The sequence below is a fragment of the Nocardia sp. NPDC023733 genome (assembly GCF_040639775.1).
Lineage (GTDB): Bacteria > Actinomycetota > Actinomycetes > Mycobacteriales > Mycobacteriaceae > Nocardia > Nocardia rosealba.
The window spans coordinates 2283973-2300886 of record NZ_JBFAAN010000001.1 but is presented as its reverse complement, the minus strand read 5'-3'; the positions used below and the strand labels follow the sequence as shown (position 1 = coordinate 2300886).

General features: G+C 69.2%; 19 protein-coding genes. 5 read left to right on the top strand and 14 right to left on the bottom strand.

What is annotated here, in order from left to right; translation table 11 throughout:
- Positions 1 to 51 precede the first annotated feature (51 nt).
- A complete protein-coding gene (locus tag AB0F86_RS10735; protein ID WP_356983481.1) occupies positions 52 to 588 on the top strand; it encodes an acetyl-CoA carboxylase biotin carboxyl carrier protein subunit in 537 nt (178 codons plus the stop codon).
- A complete protein-coding gene (locus tag AB0F86_RS10730; protein WP_356983479.1) occupies positions 585 to 1955 on the top strand; it encodes an acetyl-CoA carboxylase biotin carboxylase subunit in 1371 nt (456 codons plus the stop codon). Before AB0F86_RS10735 ends, AB0F86_RS10730 begins: the two co-directional genes overlap by 4 nt.
- Positions 1956 to 1977: 22 nt before the next feature.
- Here AB0F86_RS10730 and AB0F86_RS10725 read toward each other — a convergent pair whose 3' ends face one another.
- The 8 genes from AB0F86_RS10725 to AB0F86_RS10690 are packed head-to-tail and all read right to left on the bottom strand — an operon-like array spanning position 1978 to position 9742.
- Positions 1978 to 2790, bottom strand: a complete 813-nt coding sequence (locus AB0F86_RS10725) for a carbohydrate ABC transporter permease (RefSeq protein WP_181700054.1) — start codon at positions 2788 to 2790, stop codon at positions 1978 to 1980.
- Positions 2780 to 3733: a sugar ABC transporter permease gene (locus AB0F86_RS10720; protein WP_225279408.1), complete on the bottom strand. Its 954-nt coding sequence runs from the start codon at positions 3731 to 3733 to the stop codon at positions 2780 to 2782. Before AB0F86_RS10720 ends, AB0F86_RS10725 begins: the two co-directional genes overlap by 11 nt.
- Positions 3733 to 4590, bottom strand: a complete 858-nt coding sequence (locus AB0F86_RS10715; RefSeq protein WP_225280310.1) for a metallophosphoesterase — start codon at positions 4588 to 4590, stop codon at positions 3733 to 3735. Before AB0F86_RS10715 ends, AB0F86_RS10720 begins: the two co-directional genes overlap by 1 nt.
- Positions 4590 to 5957 (bottom strand): ABC transporter substrate-binding protein, encoded by a 1368-nt coding sequence (locus tag AB0F86_RS10710; RefSeq protein ID WP_356983478.1) that lies wholly within the window; start codon positions 5955 to 5957, stop codon positions 4590 to 4592. Before AB0F86_RS10710 ends, AB0F86_RS10715 begins: the two co-directional genes overlap by 1 nt.
- Before the next feature lie 31 nt (positions 5958 to 5988).
- Complete coding sequence (locus AB0F86_RS10705) at positions 5989 to 7119, bottom strand: ABC transporter ATP-binding protein (protein WP_356983477.1); 1131 nt, start codon at positions 7117 to 7119, stop codon at positions 5989 to 5991.
- Between the two features lie 8 nt (positions 7120 to 7127).
- Positions 7128 to 8048 (bottom strand): alpha/beta fold hydrolase, encoded by a 921-nt coding sequence (locus tag AB0F86_RS10700; protein ID WP_356983476.1) that lies wholly within the window; start codon positions 8046 to 8048, stop codon positions 7128 to 7130.
- A complete protein-coding gene (locus AB0F86_RS10695; protein WP_356983475.1) occupies positions 8045 to 8569 on the bottom strand; it encodes a DUF4442 domain-containing protein in 525 nt (174 codons plus the stop codon). The genes AB0F86_RS10700 and AB0F86_RS10695 overlap by 4 nt, the downstream gene beginning before the upstream one ends.
- A 12-nt stretch (positions 8570 to 8581) precedes the next feature.
- Positions 8582 to 9742 carry an acyl-CoA dehydrogenase family protein gene (locus AB0F86_RS10690; protein WP_356983474.1) on the bottom strand — a complete coding sequence of 387 codons (1161 nt, stop codon included), beginning with the start codon at positions 9740 to 9742 and terminating at the stop codon, positions 8582 to 8584.
- A gap of 145 nt (positions 9743 to 9887) precedes the next feature.
- Between AB0F86_RS10690 and AB0F86_RS10685 the strand changes: the two genes are divergently transcribed.
- Entirely contained in the window at positions 9888 to 10820 is a 933-nt protein-coding gene (locus AB0F86_RS10685; RefSeq protein WP_356983473.1) for a PDR/VanB family oxidoreductase, read from the top strand.
- 88 nt (positions 10821 to 10908) lie between these two features.
- Positions 10909 to 11610 carry a hypothetical protein gene (locus tag AB0F86_RS10680; RefSeq protein WP_067639477.1) on the top strand — a complete coding sequence of 234 codons (702 nt, stop codon included), beginning with the start codon at positions 10909 to 10911 and terminating at the stop codon, positions 11608 to 11610.
- A 97-nt stretch (positions 11611 to 11707) separates the two neighbouring features.
- On the opposite strand, the gene AB0F86_RS10675 is transcribed toward AB0F86_RS10680, so the two are convergent.
- The gene (locus AB0F86_RS10675; protein ID WP_356983472.1) at positions 11708 to 12934 is read right to left on the bottom strand and encodes a cytochrome P450; all 1227 of its coding nucleotides are present in this window, start codon (positions 12932 to 12934) and stop codon (positions 11708 to 11710) included.
- Positions 12935 to 13087: 153 nt separating this feature from the next.
- On the opposite strand from AB0F86_RS10675, the gene AB0F86_RS10670 reads away from it, so the two are divergent.
- Positions 13088 to 13555, top strand: coding sequence for a PaaI family thioesterase (locus AB0F86_RS10670; RefSeq protein WP_225279415.1), 468 nt, complete (start codon positions 13088 to 13090; stop codon positions 13553 to 13555).
- A 57-nt stretch (positions 13556 to 13612) separates the two neighbouring features.
- Here AB0F86_RS10670 and AB0F86_RS10665 read toward each other — a convergent pair whose 3' ends face one another.
- From AB0F86_RS10665 to AB0F86_RS10645, 5 genes are read right to left on the bottom strand one after another with little or no spacing between them, the layout of a single operon-like run.
- On the bottom strand, positions 13613 to 14455 hold the full coding sequence (locus tag AB0F86_RS10665; protein ID WP_356983471.1) for an acyl-ACP desaturase: 843 nt from the start codon (positions 14453 to 14455) through the stop codon (positions 13613 to 13615).
- Positions 14456 to 14458: 3 nt separating this feature from the next.
- Entirely contained in the window at positions 14459 to 15292 is an 834-nt protein-coding gene (locus tag AB0F86_RS10660; protein ID WP_356983470.1) for a class I SAM-dependent methyltransferase, read from the bottom strand.
- Positions 15289 to 15555, bottom strand: coding sequence for an acyl carrier protein (locus AB0F86_RS10655; RefSeq protein WP_356983468.1), 267 nt, complete (start codon positions 15553 to 15555; stop codon positions 15289 to 15291). The genes AB0F86_RS10660 and AB0F86_RS10655 overlap by 4 nt, the downstream gene beginning before the upstream one ends.
- Positions 15552 to 16088, bottom strand: coding sequence for a PaaI family thioesterase (locus AB0F86_RS10650; RefSeq protein ID WP_356983467.1), 537 nt, complete (start codon positions 16086 to 16088; stop codon positions 15552 to 15554). Before AB0F86_RS10650 ends, AB0F86_RS10655 begins: the two co-directional genes overlap by 4 nt.
- On the bottom strand, positions 16088 to 16876 hold the full coding sequence (locus AB0F86_RS10645) for a ferritin-like domain-containing protein (protein ID WP_225279419.1): 789 nt from the start codon (positions 16874 to 16876) through the stop codon (positions 16088 to 16090). Before AB0F86_RS10645 ends, AB0F86_RS10650 begins: the two co-directional genes overlap by 1 nt.
- Between the last annotated feature and the right edge of the window lie 38 nt (positions 16877 to 16914).

The following is a 16914-nucleotide window of genomic DNA, read 5'->3' as shown; positions in this document are numbered from 1 at the left end:
AGCTTGTGTAGTACCGACCAATCCGCACACCAAGATTCAGGAGCAGAACCGATGACCGAGTCCGTGACCAACGACCCTCCCGTGCGGGCCGTGAGCCCGACCGAAGCGGACCACAGCCTCGCGGTGCTCAGCCGCCACGCCATGACGGTGGGCGCCACCGGGTCCGCCCCGACCTCGGTGACGGTCGCCAACGGCCCGGTGTCGCTGCGCATCACCTGGGGCGAGCGCCCCGCGGCGGCCGCCGGCGAGGGTGAGCCGGCGGGACATCTGGTTCTCGTCCCGACCGAACCCACCGAGGGGGGCGCAGCCAGGGCGGGCAGGCCCGCCGACAACGGCGCCGCATCGACCTTCCCGCTCACCGCCGAGACCGTCGGCGTGTTCTATCGAGCGCCCGAACCCGGTGCCGCACCGTTCGTCGCGGTTGGTGACCCCGTGCGCGCCGGCCAACAGGTGGGCATCATCGAGGCGATGAAGCTGATGATCCCGGTCACCGCGGCGCGAGAGGGCGTGGTGGCGGAGATCCTCGTCGACAACGGTGACGCCGTGGAGCACGGCCAGGCCCTGATCGTGTTCGAGGCGCTGCGATGACGCGCCCCTTCGGCAAGGTCCTGATCGCCAACCGCGGGGAGATCGCGGTACGGGTCATCCGTACGTGCCGCGAACTGGGCATCGCCACCGTGGCGGTGCACTCCGCCGCGGACCGTGACTCCGCGGCGGTGCGCCTGGCCGACGAACACGTCCAGATCGGTCCGGCCCCGGCCAAACGCAGCTACCTGTCGATCCCCGCGATCATCGAGGCGGCCCGCGCCACCGGCGCCGACGCGATCCACCCCGGCTACGGATTCCTTTCGGAGGATCCGGATTTCGCCGAGGTGTGCCAGGCGGAGGGCTTCGTGTTCGTCGGCGCACCGTCGGCGGTCATGGCCCGGCTCGGTGACAAGTCGACCGCCCGTGCGCTGATGGCCGACGCGGGCCTGCCCCTGCTGCCGGGCAGCCGCGACGCCGTCGACGACCCCGACGCCGCGCGCGCCCTGGCCGACGAGATCGGCTACCCGGTGATCATCAAAGCCGTCGCCGGCGGTGGTGGCCGCGGGATGCGGGTCGTGCGCGACGGCGACGAGTTCGCCACGGCCTGGCAGCACACCAGGGCCGCGGCCGCCGCCGTTTTCGGTGACGGCAGGCTCTATGTCGAGCGCTACCTGGAATCGGCCAGGCACGTGGAAGTGCAGATCCTCGCCGACACCCATGGCACCGTCCGGCACCTGGGTCTGCGTGACTGTTCGCTGCAGCGCAGGCATCAGAAGCTGGTCGAGGAATCGCCCGCCCCCGGCCTGGCGCCGGACCTCGCCGACCGCATCGGCGCCGCGGCCGTCCGCGGCTGTGCGGCAGCGGGTTACGTCGGGGCGGGCACCGTGGAGTTCCTGCTGGCCCCGGACGGCCGGTTCTACTTCATGGAGGTCAACTGCCGCCTGCAGGTCGAGCATCCGGTTACCGAGATGGTCACCGGGGTCGACCTGGTCGCCGAACAACTGCGCATCGCCGCGGGCGAACCACTGACCCTCGGCGCCGATCGCAGGCCCGAGGGTGTCGCCATCGAATGCCGCCTCAATGCCGAAGACCCCGAACGCGGGTTCGCCCCCGCCCCGGGCACCCTCACCCGGTGTGAGCTCCCTGCCGGCCCTTTCGTTCGTGTGGACACCCATGTCGCACCGGGCTATGCGGTTCCGCCACACTACGATTCGCTGCTGGCCAAGGTCATCGTGTGGGGACCGGATCGGCCGACAGCGATTGCCCGGATGCGTCGCGCCCTCGCCGAAACCACCATCGCCGGACCGGGCGTGGCTACCACCACCGATTTCCTGCACGACATCCTCGATCACCCGCGCTTCCGGGCCGCCACCCATGACACCGCCCTCATCGGCGAACTGAACACCCCGGCCGCAGTGACGTCGTAGACGGCGAGGAACATCCGGGTGCTCACTTGAGACCCGAGCGGACGAAGGCGTTCACGATGTGGCGCTGTAACACCAGGTAGAGCAACAGGACCGGTAGGCAGGCGAGGCTGGCCAGGGCCATCATGGGACCCCACTGGTCGCCTTCGGTGCCCATGAAGCTGCGCAGGCCCAGCTGAAGGACGTCGTTGGACTGGCGCAGCACCACGGCGGGCCAGAAGTATTCGTTCCAGGCGTTGATGAACAGCAGGATGCCGAGGGCGGCCAGCGCGGGGCGCAGGTTGGGGACGACCACGGTCCACAGGATGGCCCAGGAGGAGCGGCCGTCCATTTTCGCGGCCGCGATGAGCTCCTTCGGGAATGCCGACATGTGCTGGCGCAACAGCAGCACGCCCAGCGCCGAGCACAGGGTCGGCAGCACGCAGCCGATGAGCGTGTTGATCAGGCCCAGCTCGTTGAGCAGGATGTAGTTGGGCAGCATGGTCACCTGGAACGGCACCAGCCAGACGCCGACGAACGCCAGGTACATCAGCCGCTGGAGCGGAAAGGTGTACATGGCGAACGCGTACGAGGCGAGCAGCGCGATGAGCAGCTGCCCGGCCGCGGACAGGATCGCCACGAAGAACGTGTTGGCGATCAGGCCCGCGACATCCACCTTCTGCGCCGCGTCGAGGTAGTTGTCGATCGACAGCGGCCACGGCAACGGCGCGAGCGAGGTGACGTCCTCGGGCCGGCGCAGTGCCGTGGCGAACAGCCAGTAGATGGGGAATACACAAAGCAGCGCCGTGCCGGCGAGCAGCAGGTGGCTGCCCGCCGCGCGCAGACGGTCAATCATCATGGACGGCAACCTTTTCCGATATCCAGACCAGCACCGCGGCCAGCGCGCCGAAGCCGACGAACAACAGCACACCCGCCGCGGCGCTGAGCCCGGCGTCGAAGCTGTGGAACGCGTAGTCCCAGAGCAGGTAGTAGATGTTGGTCGTGGCCTGCGACGGACCGCCCTGGGTCATCGAGTCGATCAGCGGGAAGGACAGGGTGGGGCTGAGCAGCACGGTGGTGAGCACCAGGAACAACAGGGTGGGGGAGAGCAGGGGCAGCGTGATCCAGCGCCGGATCTGCCCCGGTGTCGCCCCGTCGACCCGCGCGGCTTCGCTGTAGTCGCCGCTGATCCCGGCCAGTCCGGCCCAGACCACCAGCGTCGCGAAACCGAGCAGCTGCCAACCGGTGATCGCGATGATCACCGCCTGTGCGGTCGAGGCGTCGTAGACCCAGTTGTGGCCGGTGCCGAGCAGCTGGTCGACGAATCCGGTGCCCGGATGCAGCAGCCACCGCCACACCGCCGCGGCGGCGACCGGCGCGACGAGGAACGGCGCGAACACCAGCGCCTGATAGACGGTCCGGGCCCGGCCGTGCACGCGCCGGCTCGCCAGGGCGATGAGCACCGGCAACAGCACCGTGAACGGCAGCAACCCGAGGATCAGGGTCGCGGTGCGGCCGAGGGATCCCCAGAATGCCGGAAGGTCCAGCAGCCGTTCGTAATTGGCGGTGCCGACCGGTTTCATCGGGGCCGTAGGCAGCAGGTTCCACGAATACGTGGATAGCTCGACCGCCTGGGCCAGCGGCTGATAGGTCCACACGACCAACAGGACGAGCGCGGGCGCCAGATACAGGTAGGGCGCGACGAGACGGGTCAGCGCGCGGCGGGTGAACCGGCGCGGACCCGCCGCGGCGGTGCTCGGCACCGCCTGCGCCGGGTCCTGCCGATCGTCGATGACGAACATCACCGCGTCCGCGTGGCGATCGCCGCGAGTTGCTCGAGCACCTCGGCCTCGGGCCGGTCGTAGACCGAGACCGCCGGAGTCGCCTCGACAGCCGTCGCGAGCATCGTCTCGCCGATGAGATCGATGCGGCTGTAGCCGAATCCGGCCAGCCCACGGTGCCTGCCCACCGGAGCCATCGGATCGATCCGATACGACAGCGCCGGACCGATCCACACCGGGATCCCCGCCACCGCCGCCGCGGCGGTCAGATGATTGTGCCCGCACAGGATCATCCGCACATCGGAGCCCGCGAGCACGTCGGCCAGCCGTTCGGCGTCCTCGAGCTTGAGGAAGTCGGCGGTGGCCACCGGCGAGGGAATCGGCGGATGGTGCAGCACGAGCAGGGTGCCGCGCGGCGCGGGCACGCGCAGCCGTTCGGTCAGCCAGGCCAGCTGCTCGAGTTCGAGCCTGCCCTCGTGCCGCAGTGGTGTCGTGCTGTCGAGCACGATGACTCGCAGGCCCGCGATCTCGACGCACGAATCGTGCGGCAGGGCCGCATCAACCGAACCGGGGGCGCGATCGAGCAGCTCCTCGCCGAAGGCCACTCGCTCGTCGTGATTGCCCATCACGTAGACGATCTCGGCGCCGAGCTCGGCCGCGACCGGCTCCACGGCCGCCCGCAGCCGCCGGTACGCCTCGGGTGACCCGTTGTCGGACAGGTCACCCGAGAGCACCAGGGCATCCACGTGCTGCCCGGCCGCGCGCAGCTGGGTGAGCACCCGCGCGAGGTTGGCGTCGGTGTCGACGACACCGTGGACGAGCTCACCGGCCGGACGCAGGTGGGTGTCGGTGAGCTGGACGATGGTCAGATCACTCATCATGCCGCCGGGATGAGCTTGGCGCCCTCGGCCTGCGCCGCGGTCAGGGTCGCTTGCGGATCCTTGCCCTGGAAGACGATCGCCTCGACCGCGTCCATCATGCCGTCACGCATCTGCAGATAGTTGTTGCCGGGCATGGAGACCCACGGCTCCATGGTGGCGAGCTGGGCGACGTTCGGCTTCAGCAGCGGGTTCTTCGCGGCCCAGTCCTGCAGGCCGTCGGGCTGGTCGAGCAGGCCGGTGCGCAGCGGCAGGTAGCCGATGTTCTGCGCGATCTTGATGTAGGACTCCTCGCTGGTGAGGAACTTGATCAGCTCCCACGAGGCCCGCTGCTCGGCCGGATCGTTGGACAGGATGTGCAGGCCCGCACCGGAATTGGTCGGCACGGTCGGCTTGTCACCGAACGCGGGCATCGCCGCCGAACGCAGATCCCACTTGTCCTTGGCACCGGTGACGAAGGTGCCCTGGATCGCGCTGGTCTCGAGGATCATGCCGATCTCACCGCGCGCGAACGCCTCGTAGCCCTGCTTCTGGTTGAGCTTGGGCATGCTGCCCGAGTTCACCAGGTTCTGCGCCATCTGCGTCACCTCGACGACGGGCGCGTCGGCATAGGTGAGGGTGCGCCGGTCCTCCGAGATGACCCGGCCGCCGTTGGAACGCACCAGCGACTGGAAGCACCAGTCCTTGGCGGTCTTGGTCAGGCAGTCGATGTACACACCGCCCTTACCGGTGCGGTCGGCGATCTGCTGTGCGGTGGTGGTGACCTCGGCCCAGGTGGCCGGGGGCTCTGCCGGATCGAGCCCGGCCTCGGTGAACAGCGAGGCGTTGAAGTACAGCACCGGGGTGGAGAACACGAACGGCACGCCGTAGGTGTGGCCGTTCCAGTCGTCGAGGACGCGGGCGCGAGGGGCGTAGGCATGGCGACCGTCGAAATTGCGGGCCACCTCCTGCGTGCCGACGAGCGTGTCGATCGGCTTGGCCTGCAGCTGGTTGATGGTGAAGTCCAGATCGGAGAAACCGAGCTGCGCGACATCGGGCGGGGTGCCCGCGACCATCTGGTTCTGGATGCTGGAGATGGTGTCGGTGGCCGGGTTCGGGCTGTTGCCCTGCGGCTTCTGCGCCGTCACCTTGATATTGGGGTACTTCTTGCCGAAGTCGGCGATCAGCGCGTTGAACGTATCGGTCCAGGCACCGGCGAGACCGTAGTTGTAGGACTCGAAGGTGATCGAGACCTGCTGGTCGGGCTTCAGCTCCGGAATCTGCGCGGTGGAAGTGGTGTCCGAGGACACGGTGCCGCCCAGACCGCAGCCGCTCAGGGCGACGGCGGTGGTGAACACCACGCCCAGGACGGGCAGGGTGCGTTTCATGGTGGTTCTCCTCATCGAGTGGTGCGGGAAATCAGGGGACGGGCACGGCCGCCGCGTCCACGGCCTTCGGCGAATCCGGTTGCGGCGCACGCCAGGTCAGCCGCAAGCCGGTGTCGGGGTCGAACAGGTGGATGTCGGCGGGATCCACGCGCAGGGTGATGTTCTCGCCCGCGGCGACCCCGGCCGGGCGCGCGGCACGCACGCACAGGCTGGTCGCGCCCGCGTCGAGATGCACCAGCTCCTCGCTGCCGAGGTTCTCGACCATGCGCACCGTCCCGCGGACGTCGTTGGCCGCGGGATCGATGCGCAGGCGCTCGGGGCGAATGCCCGCGATCACCGGGGTGGCGGTGTCGAGATCGTCGGTGATGGCGAGGGCGGCGTCGACCCCGTCGGCGGTCACCCGCAGCGTGCCCTCGGCCGCGGTGACGACGGCGGGGAACAGATTCATCGGTGGCGCGCCGAGGAATCCGGCGACGAAGGTCGAGCGGGGCTGGTCGTAGAGCTCGGCGGGTGTGCCGCACTGTTCGACCCGGCCCTCGTTGAGCAGCGCGATGCGCGAGGCCATCGTCATCGCTTCGACCTGGTCGTGGGTCACGTAGAGGAACGTCGCCCCCAACCGTTGGTGCAGGGCGATCAGTTCGGCGCGCGTCGCGCTGCGCAGTTTGGCGTCGAGGTTGGACAGCGGCTCGTCCATCAGGAACGCGCCGGGATCGCGAACCATGGCCCGCGCCAACGCGACTCGCTGCCGCTGTCCACCCGAGAGCGCCACCGGCCGACGGTCCAGCAGCGCCGACAGCTCCAAGGTGGCCGACACCTCCGCCACCCGCTTGTCGATCTCCGCGCGCGGCCTGCGCCGGGCCCGCAGCGGGAAGCCGATGTTCTTGGCCACGGACAGGTGCGGGTAGAGCGCATAGCTCTGGAACACCATCGCCAGGTCGCGTCGTTGCGGCGCGGCGTCGGTGACGTCGGTGCCGCCCACCAGGATCCGGCCCTCGGTCGGTTCCTCCAGTCCGGCGATCATCCGCAGCAGGGTCGATTTGCCGCAGCCGCTGGGGCCGAGCAATACCATGAATTCGCCGTCGGCGATGTCGAGGCTCACCTCGCGCACCGCGTAGTCGGTGTCGAACTTCTTCGACACCGCCTGGATCTGCAGTCGTGCCACGTCTCTCCTCAGGCCGGCGCGGAGCCGGTGGTGATCCAGCGCGACACCTGGGTCGCGATCGCGGGCGAATCCTTCAACCAGGCGAAGTGATCGCGGTGCTCGACGGCGGAGTCCGCGTCGATGTGCCACTGGGTGACCTGTGCGGCGGGCATGCGCGACACCAGGAAGTCGACATTGGACTTCGGGCCGAGCACGTCATCGGACAGCGAGATCGTGAGCACCGGCAGCGTCATCTCCGCCAGCAGCGAGTTGTAGCGACGGTGGGTACCGCGCGGACGGTAGTAGCTGGTCAGCGAGTGGATCGACCAGTCGACCATCACCCCGCCCGGCATCGGCGCCGGGATCAGCACCCCACCCGGCCAGTAACCTTTGACGCGGGCGACCAGGCCGATCCACTGGATCTGGCTCAGCGCCTCGAACCAGCGGCGCGGACCGAACGCCCACCAGAACACGGTGCCGGTGCCGATCACGGTCACCCCCGCGACCCGCTCGGGTTCGGCGGCGGCGAACAGCAGGGCCAGCTGGCCACCCAGGCTGTGCCCGAACAGGTGCAGCGGCGCCTGCGGGAAGCGCTCCTCGATCGCGGAAACGATGGCGGGCAGGTCGATTTCGAGCATCTCGCGGTACCCGAAGTCGGTGTGCTCGCCCAACGCGGGCTCCGCCTCGCCGTGCGCGCGCAGATCGACGGTGGCCACCGACAGCCCGGTGGCGTGCAGCGCCTTGGCCAGCGACTGGTAGTTGCGGGCCTTCATCGCCATCGCGGGCAGGATCAGCACCACGGGGGCGGTGGGGTCGGCGGCGGCCAGCCGGCGCAGGGTGAACCGCACTCCGTCGACGGTCTCGACTGTGCTGGTGTCAGGCGTGGTCGCGGGCCCGTCCGCCACCCGTCCGCCCCCGGTCGCGGAATCGCTGGGCGTTGCGGAATTCATTGGTCGTCCGTTCCGGCGATGCGCACATCGCACACGTAGTCGAAGGTGAACTCGGCGGTGAGCACGTCGTTGTCGTCGAGCAGTTCGGCGCGTCCGGACAGGCCGTAACGCGCGTTCGCGGTGGCGGCCAGGATCATGGCCAGCTCGACGGCTTCGACGCCGGCGACCGCACGGATGCGGCCACGCGCCGGCTTCCGGTAGGCGGCGGTGCCGCCGCGCAGGATCAGCCGGTCGATGGTGTGCAGGCGGTGCGCGGCCGCGCCGACGAACGCCGCGGCGCCCGCGATGTCGGCGGCGGTGAACAGCGCGCCCGCGTGGACGGTGCCCATGTGGTTGCACATCACCGGTTCGGCGGGGATCTCCACCACCGAACGCGTGGCCGAGATCTCGGTGATCAGAGTGCCGACGTGCGCGCCGAACGGTACAAGCGCCTGCGAGGCGTCGCGCAGATAGCCGAAGTCGACGGCGTCGGGGTCGAGGGCGGGGTAAGCGGCGCCGAATCCGGCGATGCTGCGGGTCATCTCGTCGTCCTCTCAGCGCGGCCCGCGCAGGACGCGCCGCGCGATCGACCAGCGCAACACCTCCGACGGACCCTCGTAGATGCGGAAAGCCCTGGCCTCCACCAGGAATCGGGCCACCAGGTAGTCCTCGCAGACGCCGAGCCCGCCGTGCAGTTGCACCGCGCGGTCGAGCACCCGCCACACCGCCTCGGAGACGAAGGTCTTGGTGATCGATGCCTCGTGCCTGGCCTGCCCGGAGGTGGCGCCGTGCTCGTCGATCGTGGCGGCGGTGGCCCGGACCAGGCTGCGCGCGGCGGCGATGTCGATCTCGTTGTCGGCGATCAAGCCCTGTGCCATACCGTGGTCGGCGATCGGGACCCCGAACGACTGCCTGCCGGTGATGTGCTCGGCGGCCAGCTGCTGGGCGCGCACCGCCAGTCCCAGCCAGTTCATGCAGAACACCAGCCGCGACGGTGCCAGCCGCGCCTGCGCCAGGTCGAGGCCGCCGCCGACGGTGCCGAGGATCGCGGACTCGTCGACTTCGCAGTCCACGAACTCGACCTCGCAGTGTCCGCCCGGGGCACTGGTGTGATCCAGCGTCGGCATCCGACGCCCCACCCGCAGACCGGGATTGTCCTGGTCCACCAGGAACATCGTCGGACCGTCCGTGGTCGCGGCGACACAGATGGTGAACGCGGCGCCCTGCGCGCCGGTGGTGAAGTGTTTGCGGCCGTTGATGACCCAGCCGGTGTCGGTCTCCTCGGCCACGGTCGCCAGCATCCGCGGATCCGAGCCCGCACCCGGGGCAGGCTCGGTCATGGCGATGGCCGAGCGCACCTCGCCGGAGGCCAGCGGGGCCAGATACCGCTGCTGCTGTTCGGGGTTCGCCACCGCGGCCAGCAGGTGGATGTTGCCGTCGTCGGGAGCCCAGGCGTTGACCGCCAGTGGGCCGAGCAGGCTGGCGCCCGCCGCCTCGAGCACCTCGGCCTGCGCCCTGGTGTCGAGACCGAGGCCGCCGTAGGCGGGATCGGACAGGGGGCCGAAGACACCGGCTTCCTTGGCCTTCTTCTGCAAATCGAGGCGCAGGGCGTCGTCGGTGACCCGGCCACCGACCACGACCTCGCGTTCCACCGGAATGACGTGATCTCGAACGAACTGCCTGGTCCTGTCGACCAGTTCCGACACGGGAGTCATGCCGCCAGTTTCGGGCGGCGGGCAGGTCGGCGGCCGGGGCGATAGTGAACGTCGATCGGTCCAATCGTCTCGCCATGCCACGGCGGCGAACCGGGCGCCGCTGCACCACGGTGATCTCGACAACGATTCCGCCGAGGGGATGGGCATGACCGAAGTGAGGGTGCGGGTGATCGACCGCACCGAGGAAGCCGACGCGGTGTTCGCCCTGGTGCTCGCCGCGGTCGACGGCGGGCAACTGCCCGCCTGGACGCCGGGCGCGCACATCGACGTGGCGGTGGGTGCCGCCGAGGTGCGCCAGTACTCGCTGTGCGGTGACCCCGCCGACCGGGACCACTGGCGGATCGCGGTGCTGCACGAACCCCGGGGCCGGGGCGGTTCGGCCGTACTGTTCCGGACAGCGTTGCCCGGCACCACACTGTCGGTCTCATTGCCCCGCAACAACTTCGAGCTGACTCCTGCCGCGCGATACACCTTCGTGGCAGGCGGGATCGGGATCACCCCGATCCTGCCGATGATCGCCGCCGCCGACCGGGCGGGCGCGGACTGGACGCTGCACTACGGCGCCCGGAGCCGCGCGCACATGGCCTTCGCCGACGTCCTCGCCGCGGACTCCCGGGTGCGGCTGGTGCCGCAGGACGAGGCCGGGTTGCTGCCGATCGCGGAGATTTTGGCCGACCGGCCGGGCGCGACCGTGTACTGCTGCGGTCCCGAACCGCTGCTGGCGGCGGTCGAGGCAGCGGGCGCGCTGGGCGGTGTCACCGTGCGCACCGAACGCTTCGTGCCACGGCCGGTCGTGCCCGCGGGGGCCGACACGGCCTTCGAGATCCGCTTGGCGCAGACCGGCCGCACGCTGCGGGTGGCGGCCGACCGGTCCATCGTCGACGTCCTCGAATCGGCGGGCATCGCGGTGCTCACCTCGTGCCGCGAAGGCACCTGCGGCAGTTGCGAGACCCCGGTGCTCGACGGCGAGGTGGATCATCGCGACTCCCTGCTCACCCCTGCGGAACGCGACAGCGGCGCCACGATGATGCTCTGCGTCTCGCGTGCCCGCTCCGGCGTCCTGGTGCTCGACCTGTGAGCACGCGCGGAATCGGTTGTCCCCCAGAACGTGCGCGTAACGGACGCGCCCGATTCCCGTCCGGGAATGTGAGAGGAAGAAATATACGATGAGGAAATCTGCTGCGGCCGCGGCGCTGCTCGCCGCCGCTATCGGCGTCACGGCCGGTATCACCGGCTCGGCGTCGGCCCAGGCCCCCGCCCCGATCGAGTTCACTGCGCAGGAAGTGGCCGGTAAGTCCGTCATCACCACAGGTGCCGGCTCCATGGTCGTCGAGGACGGCGCGTTCAAGGTGAAGGCGCCCGACGGCACCACCGTCGCCGCCACCCCGCTGACCTTCCGGCTGGACGAGTTCGAGTTGCCCATCGTGGCCGAGATCGCGGGCAACACGGCGACCCTGAGCCCGCAGCTGGATGCCTCGCAGGCCGTCTACAAGCCGGTCGCCCTGCCCTTCGAGGACAAGGCACCGTGGAAGAGCGAATACGAGCGTGAGGTGGCGGCCTGGACCAGGCTGACCACCACCATCTCCACCGGCGCCGCCATCGGCACCCTGGTCGGTGGGATCGGCGGCGCCGCGGTGGGTTGCGTGCTCGGCGGCATCGTCGGCGCCACCGTCGCCGCGGCAACCATCGTCGGCCTGTTCGGCCCGTTCCTGCCCGCCGCCGCGGTCGGCTGCATCGGCGGCATCCTCGCCGTCGGCGCGCTCGGCACCCTGGCCGGGCAGATCTTCATCACCGCGCCCGTGGCCATCGGCGCGGCGATCCAGTACTTCACCACCATCAACCAGCCGTTCAACGCACCGGCGAAGTAACGGTGGTCGAAGACCCGGTATAGAGCGACCGGGGGACACCCGACCCCGCCCGATCCTGCGATCGGGCGGGGTCTTTCGCCGTCCGGCTTCGATGCGGTCAGCGTGTCAGCACAGGCAATGCGAGCAGACCGCGGATGAGCGTGCTGGTCTGCCAGCGTGGCGTCAGGGCGGCCGGGGCCAGCCGCAGGTCGGGGTAACGGCGCTGGAGGGCGGTGACGGCGATCGTGGCCTCGAGCCGGGCCAGCGGAGCGCCGACACAGAAATGGATGCCGTGGCCGAACGCCAGGTGCCCGGTGGTATGCCCATCGGTGGCGAGAGTGTCCGGATCGGCGAACCGTGCCGGATCGCGATTGGCGGCTGCCACCGACACGTAGACGAGTTCACCCTGCGGGATCTCGGTGCCGCCGAGGGTGACCGGCTCGGCGGTGTAGCGCACCGTGGCCATGTCGACCGGCCCGTCGAACCGCAGGAACTCCTCGATCGCGCGGGGCACCGCCGCCGGGTCGGCGCACAGCGCCTGCCACTGTGCCCGGTCGCGCAGCAGCGCGTTCATGCCGTTGCCGATCAGATTGACGGTGGTCTCGTGTCCGGCGACCAGCAGCAGGAACGCCATCGACACCAGCTCCTTGTCCGTGAGCCGGTCGCCGTCGTCGTCGGCCAGCACCAGTTCCGAGAGCAGATCGTCGGCCGGATCGGCCTGCTTGGCCCGCACCAGATCGGCCAGATAGCCGACCATGGCGGCGCCTGCTGCCGGGCGCTCTTCGTCCTCGCCCTCGCCGACGACGGTGACCAGTGCGCGGGTCCAAGCCTGGAAATCGTCACGGTCGGCGAACGGCACCCCGAGCAGCTCGCAGATCACGGTCACCGGTAGGGGATTGGCGAACTCTTCCATCAGATCGAACTCGTCGCGGTCGGCGGTCGCGTCCAGCAGGTCCTCGGTGATCTGCTCGATGCGGGGACGCAGCCCGGCGACCTGCTTGGCGGTGAACGCCTTGTTCACCAGCTTGCGCAGGCGCGTGTGCGCCGGCGGGTCGGTGCCGAGCATGTGGCTCAGCAGCGCGCTCACATTCGGGTCCGACCGCGTAACGCGGCGCTTCTCGTGCAGGATCGCCTCGACCTGTCCGACATCCTTGGCCAGGCGCGGATCGGCCAGTGCCGCACGGGCTTCGGCGTAGCCGATGATCACCCAGCGGACCACGTCGTCGGGAAAGCGGACCCGATGGACCGGGCCCGCGGCGCGCCAGCGCCGGTAGTGGGCGTGCGGATCGTCGAAGAAGTCGGCGCCGATGGACTCGACGCGGGGAGCAGCGGTGGTGTCGGCCATCTGACCGACGGTACCGGCGTCCGGCGAACGATTCGCCGGGTGCGCGCGATCCCGATCAGGCAATCGGAGTTCGGCATGGAATGGGCTGCGGCAAACCGCAATTCACTCGAGGCTGCTCGAATGGGAGGCAAATCGTCCGCAGGGAGGAAAATCATGACAAGTACCGACATGGACGTCGACGTGATCGCGCAGCGGCGGGTCGACGAATTGACCGCGGTATTCGAACGCGGACTGCGAGAAAAACTGGGTGTCGGTGATTCACTCGGAATTCGCTTGGAAAGCGCGTCGAAAGGGCGCGCACGCTACTTTCTCGACCCGAATCCGGCGACCATCAACGCGATGTTCACGGTGCACGGTGGTGTCCTGGCGACCCTCCTGGACACCGCCATGGGCAGCGCGGTGTTCACCGAGCTCGGCGACGGCATCGCCTACACCACGCTGGAGCTGAAGGTGAACTTCATCCGGGCCGTGACCCTGGACGGCAGCAGGCTCACCTGCGACGCCACCGCCGTGCACGTCGGGCGGCGCACCGCTACCGCGGAGGGGCGCATCACCGATGCGGCGGGCAAGCTCATCGCCCACGGCTCCACGACGATTCTCGTACTGGCACAGGGCAACTGACCGCACGGCACCGGCCCCGCGCCCGAGCCGATCGGGGGCGGGGCCGGTGCCGTCGGCTCAGGCCAGCGAACGGCAGCTCTCGACGAACGCGACGAGCTCGTCGATCGGCTCGGTTCGCGTGTCGACCGCGCGGTCGATCACCTTCACGAGGTGTTCGTAAGCGGCGGTGTGGTCGTAGTCGGCGACCTCGGCGATGCGCAGCGCCCACCGCCAGTAGCCGCGCAGCGTGTCCGACAGCGGCATCCGGAAATGGGCGATCACGTCGCGGATGGGCGCCACCACCGCGTCACCGTCGTGGCGCAGGTACCGGGTCACCACCTCGGCCATGAAGCTGAAATGTCGTGCCTCGTCACGGGACAGCCGGGTGAGGACCGCGGCGAGCACCGGATCGGCGACGACGTCGCGCAGCTGCTGGTAGTACATCTGCGTCGCCTTCTCCTGCACCAGCGCGTAGGCGAAGAACTGCACGGGATGGTCGTAGGGCAGGTCGAACGGTTTGTGCCCTTCGATCGCCAATTCCGTACGCAGCGTGGACCGTTCGGCCATGCCCGCTGCCTCCTGGTAGCGGGCCAGTGCCCTGGCGTGGGTGTCCTCCTCGAGCGCCCACCGCACGGTGAAGTGGTAGAGCTCCCGATTGTGTTCGAAGGTCGGCAGATCCACGCTGCCGTCGACCGGGAAATGCCGGTGGTAGACATCGAAATAGCCGGGCAGGTGGTCTTCGATGAGGGTGACGAACTGGACCGCGGATCGTTGTCCCTCGGTGAGCCTGCCCGCGTCGGCGGCCGTCCAGTCGAAGGCGGTCTCCACGTCCCAGGCGCGCGCAGCGGGGGAGGCGGCGAGGAAGCCGTCGACCGCGGCGGTCAGCTCGGTCACGGGCAGCAGCCCCGGTGTGCTGATCATGTCCTACCTGGCATTCCGGCAGACCAGCGCGTAGTGCTTGGTGGTGTAACCCCAGCCCGCGTTGGCGATCTCGAGATAGTGGCGCAGCTTGGCCGCCAGGCCGGCGCCGTGCGCGTCGATGCGGTCGGCGGCGGCGTCGACATTGGCGATCCAGTCCTCGATCGTGCGCCGGTAGTTCGCGGTGAGGTCGTCCACCGAGATCACCGAGAAGCCTGCGTTCTCGGCGGCCGCGACCAGTTCCGAGAGTGGGCGCAGTTCACCGAAACCGAAGATGTCCTCGCGGACGAACCCGGTGCCGACGCGATCGTCGAACGCGGTGCGGGTGGCCGCGTTGCGGAAGCAGCTCTCCGACACGTAGAGGGTGCCGCCGCGGCGCAGCACCGCCTTGGCACGGCGGAACACCTCGTCGGGCTCGGGCATGTGCACGATCGAGCCGAGCAGGGTGACGGCGTCGAAGCCGCGCGCGGGCAGGTCGAGGTGCTCGAAATGCCCGACGCGGGTGCGCACCAGATCGCTCACCCCGCGTGCGGCGGCCTGCGCGGCGATGTAGTCGTGCTGCCGGGGTGCCGGGCTGATTCCCAGTGTGCGGCAACCCAGCTCGCTCGCCATGTAGAGGATCAGCGAACCCCAGCCGCAGCCCACGTCGAGCAGCTGTTCCCCGCCGCGCAGCCCGAGCCGCTCGGCGACGAAACGCAGCTTGTTGCGCTGTGCGGTCTCCAGGGTGTCGTCGGCGGATTCGTACAGGGCCGCACTGTATTTGCGCAGCGGATCGAGGAACTCGCCGAAGATGTCGGGATCGAGATCGTAGTGCTGATTGGTATCGGCGACGACCGTCATGCCGACCGCCCCTCGCGGACAGAGCGCTCCACCACGGCGGTGACCTCGGCCAGGGTGGACATGCCGAAGACGTCTTCGTCCTCGAGCTCGATGTCGAAGGTGCGCTCGATGCGCGCGATCATCCGTAGCACCCGCACCGAATCGACACCGGCCATGGCGCGCAGGTCGGCGTCGGGGGCCAGCTCGGCGGCGGGTAAGCCGGTTTCGGAGATCGCGATCTCGGTGACCGTGCGCAGGATGGTGTCGGCGGAAGTGGTGGTCATGGCCGGGCTCCGTTCGGGGAGAAGGTTTTCGCCGTGGACAGGGCGTGGTCGAGCAGGGCGACTTCGTCGTCGTCGAGGGTGAGCTGGTCGCGGACCGCGTGCAGATCGAAGGGCTGGTAGGTGGCCGTCGACGACGCGCACACCGCGCCATCGGCGTCGAGGATCTCCGCGTGCGCGGCGATCGGTCCCGGCCCGCGCTCGGGCGGAAGCATTGCCACGCAGCGGTATTCGCGATCGATCAACAGGGGTGTGAGGAAACGGGTGCGCTGGGAGACGGTGAAGGCGGGTACGTTGCGCGCGAGCACGATGAGGTTGCCCATCACCTCGTCGCACACCACGCCGATCAGACCACCGTGTACGACACCGGGATAGGACTCGAAGGCCCGCCCGAGCCGGAACGTGGCCTCCAGCGCGCCGTCGGGGCGCGGGGTGAAACTCAGGCGCAGCCCGGCGGCATTGTGTGGGGAGCAGCCGAAGCAGTGGTAGTCGGGGATCACCGACCACGGCACCACGACGGCGTCGGCGGCAGTCATCAGGCGATGGCGTCGGCCAGCGCGCGACGCACCTTCGCGTTACTGGACAGGTCGAGCCCGGTGATGGAGGCGAAGGTGCGGCGCACCTTGTCGTGCAGCACCTCCAGCTCGCCTTCGGCGGCGACCTGCTCGAGGAACAACTCGAAGCCGGTGTCGATGGTCTCGTGGTCGCCGAGTTCGGCGATGCCTGCCTTGAAGGTGCTCACCGGGTGCTTGATCTTGGCCTCGGAGCTGTAGACGTACAAGGTTTCGAGCACCGAGGGCAGTTCCTCGGGGCGCTTCTTCAATCGCTCGTTGGTGTAGTGGATGAATTCGCGCGCGTGCCCGGCTTCGTCGCGACTGGCGTTGAGCAGCAACTGCTTCAGCACCGGTTCGGCCACCCAGCTCGACACCGCGCGGTACACGTGGTTGACGGTGAGCTCGGAGATGATGTTGGTGGCCAGGGTCGCCGAGGGCGTGCTGCCCGGTGCGTAGGGCTCGCGCATGGCGTCGACGGCACGGTCCTCGACGTCCTCACCGATCGCGCCGAGCCAGGAGCGGAACGCGTAGTGGTGCTGCACTTCCTGATAGCCCCACACCACCGCGAAGGTGGAGAAGTCGTAGTCGTCGACGAATTCGTTGAGGAAGCCGTGTACCGCGGCGATCACATTGGACTCACCCATGGCCGCGCTCTTGGCGAGGGTGATGTATTCGGGGCGGACCAGCGTCGGGTCGACGGCGGGCAGGTCGAGATCGCTCAGTTTCCAGTGCAGGCGTTCGTAATGGCGGAACACGTCAAAGCTGTGCACGAGGCACTCCGTTCGATCGAGGGGGAGCCGGGCGCGGC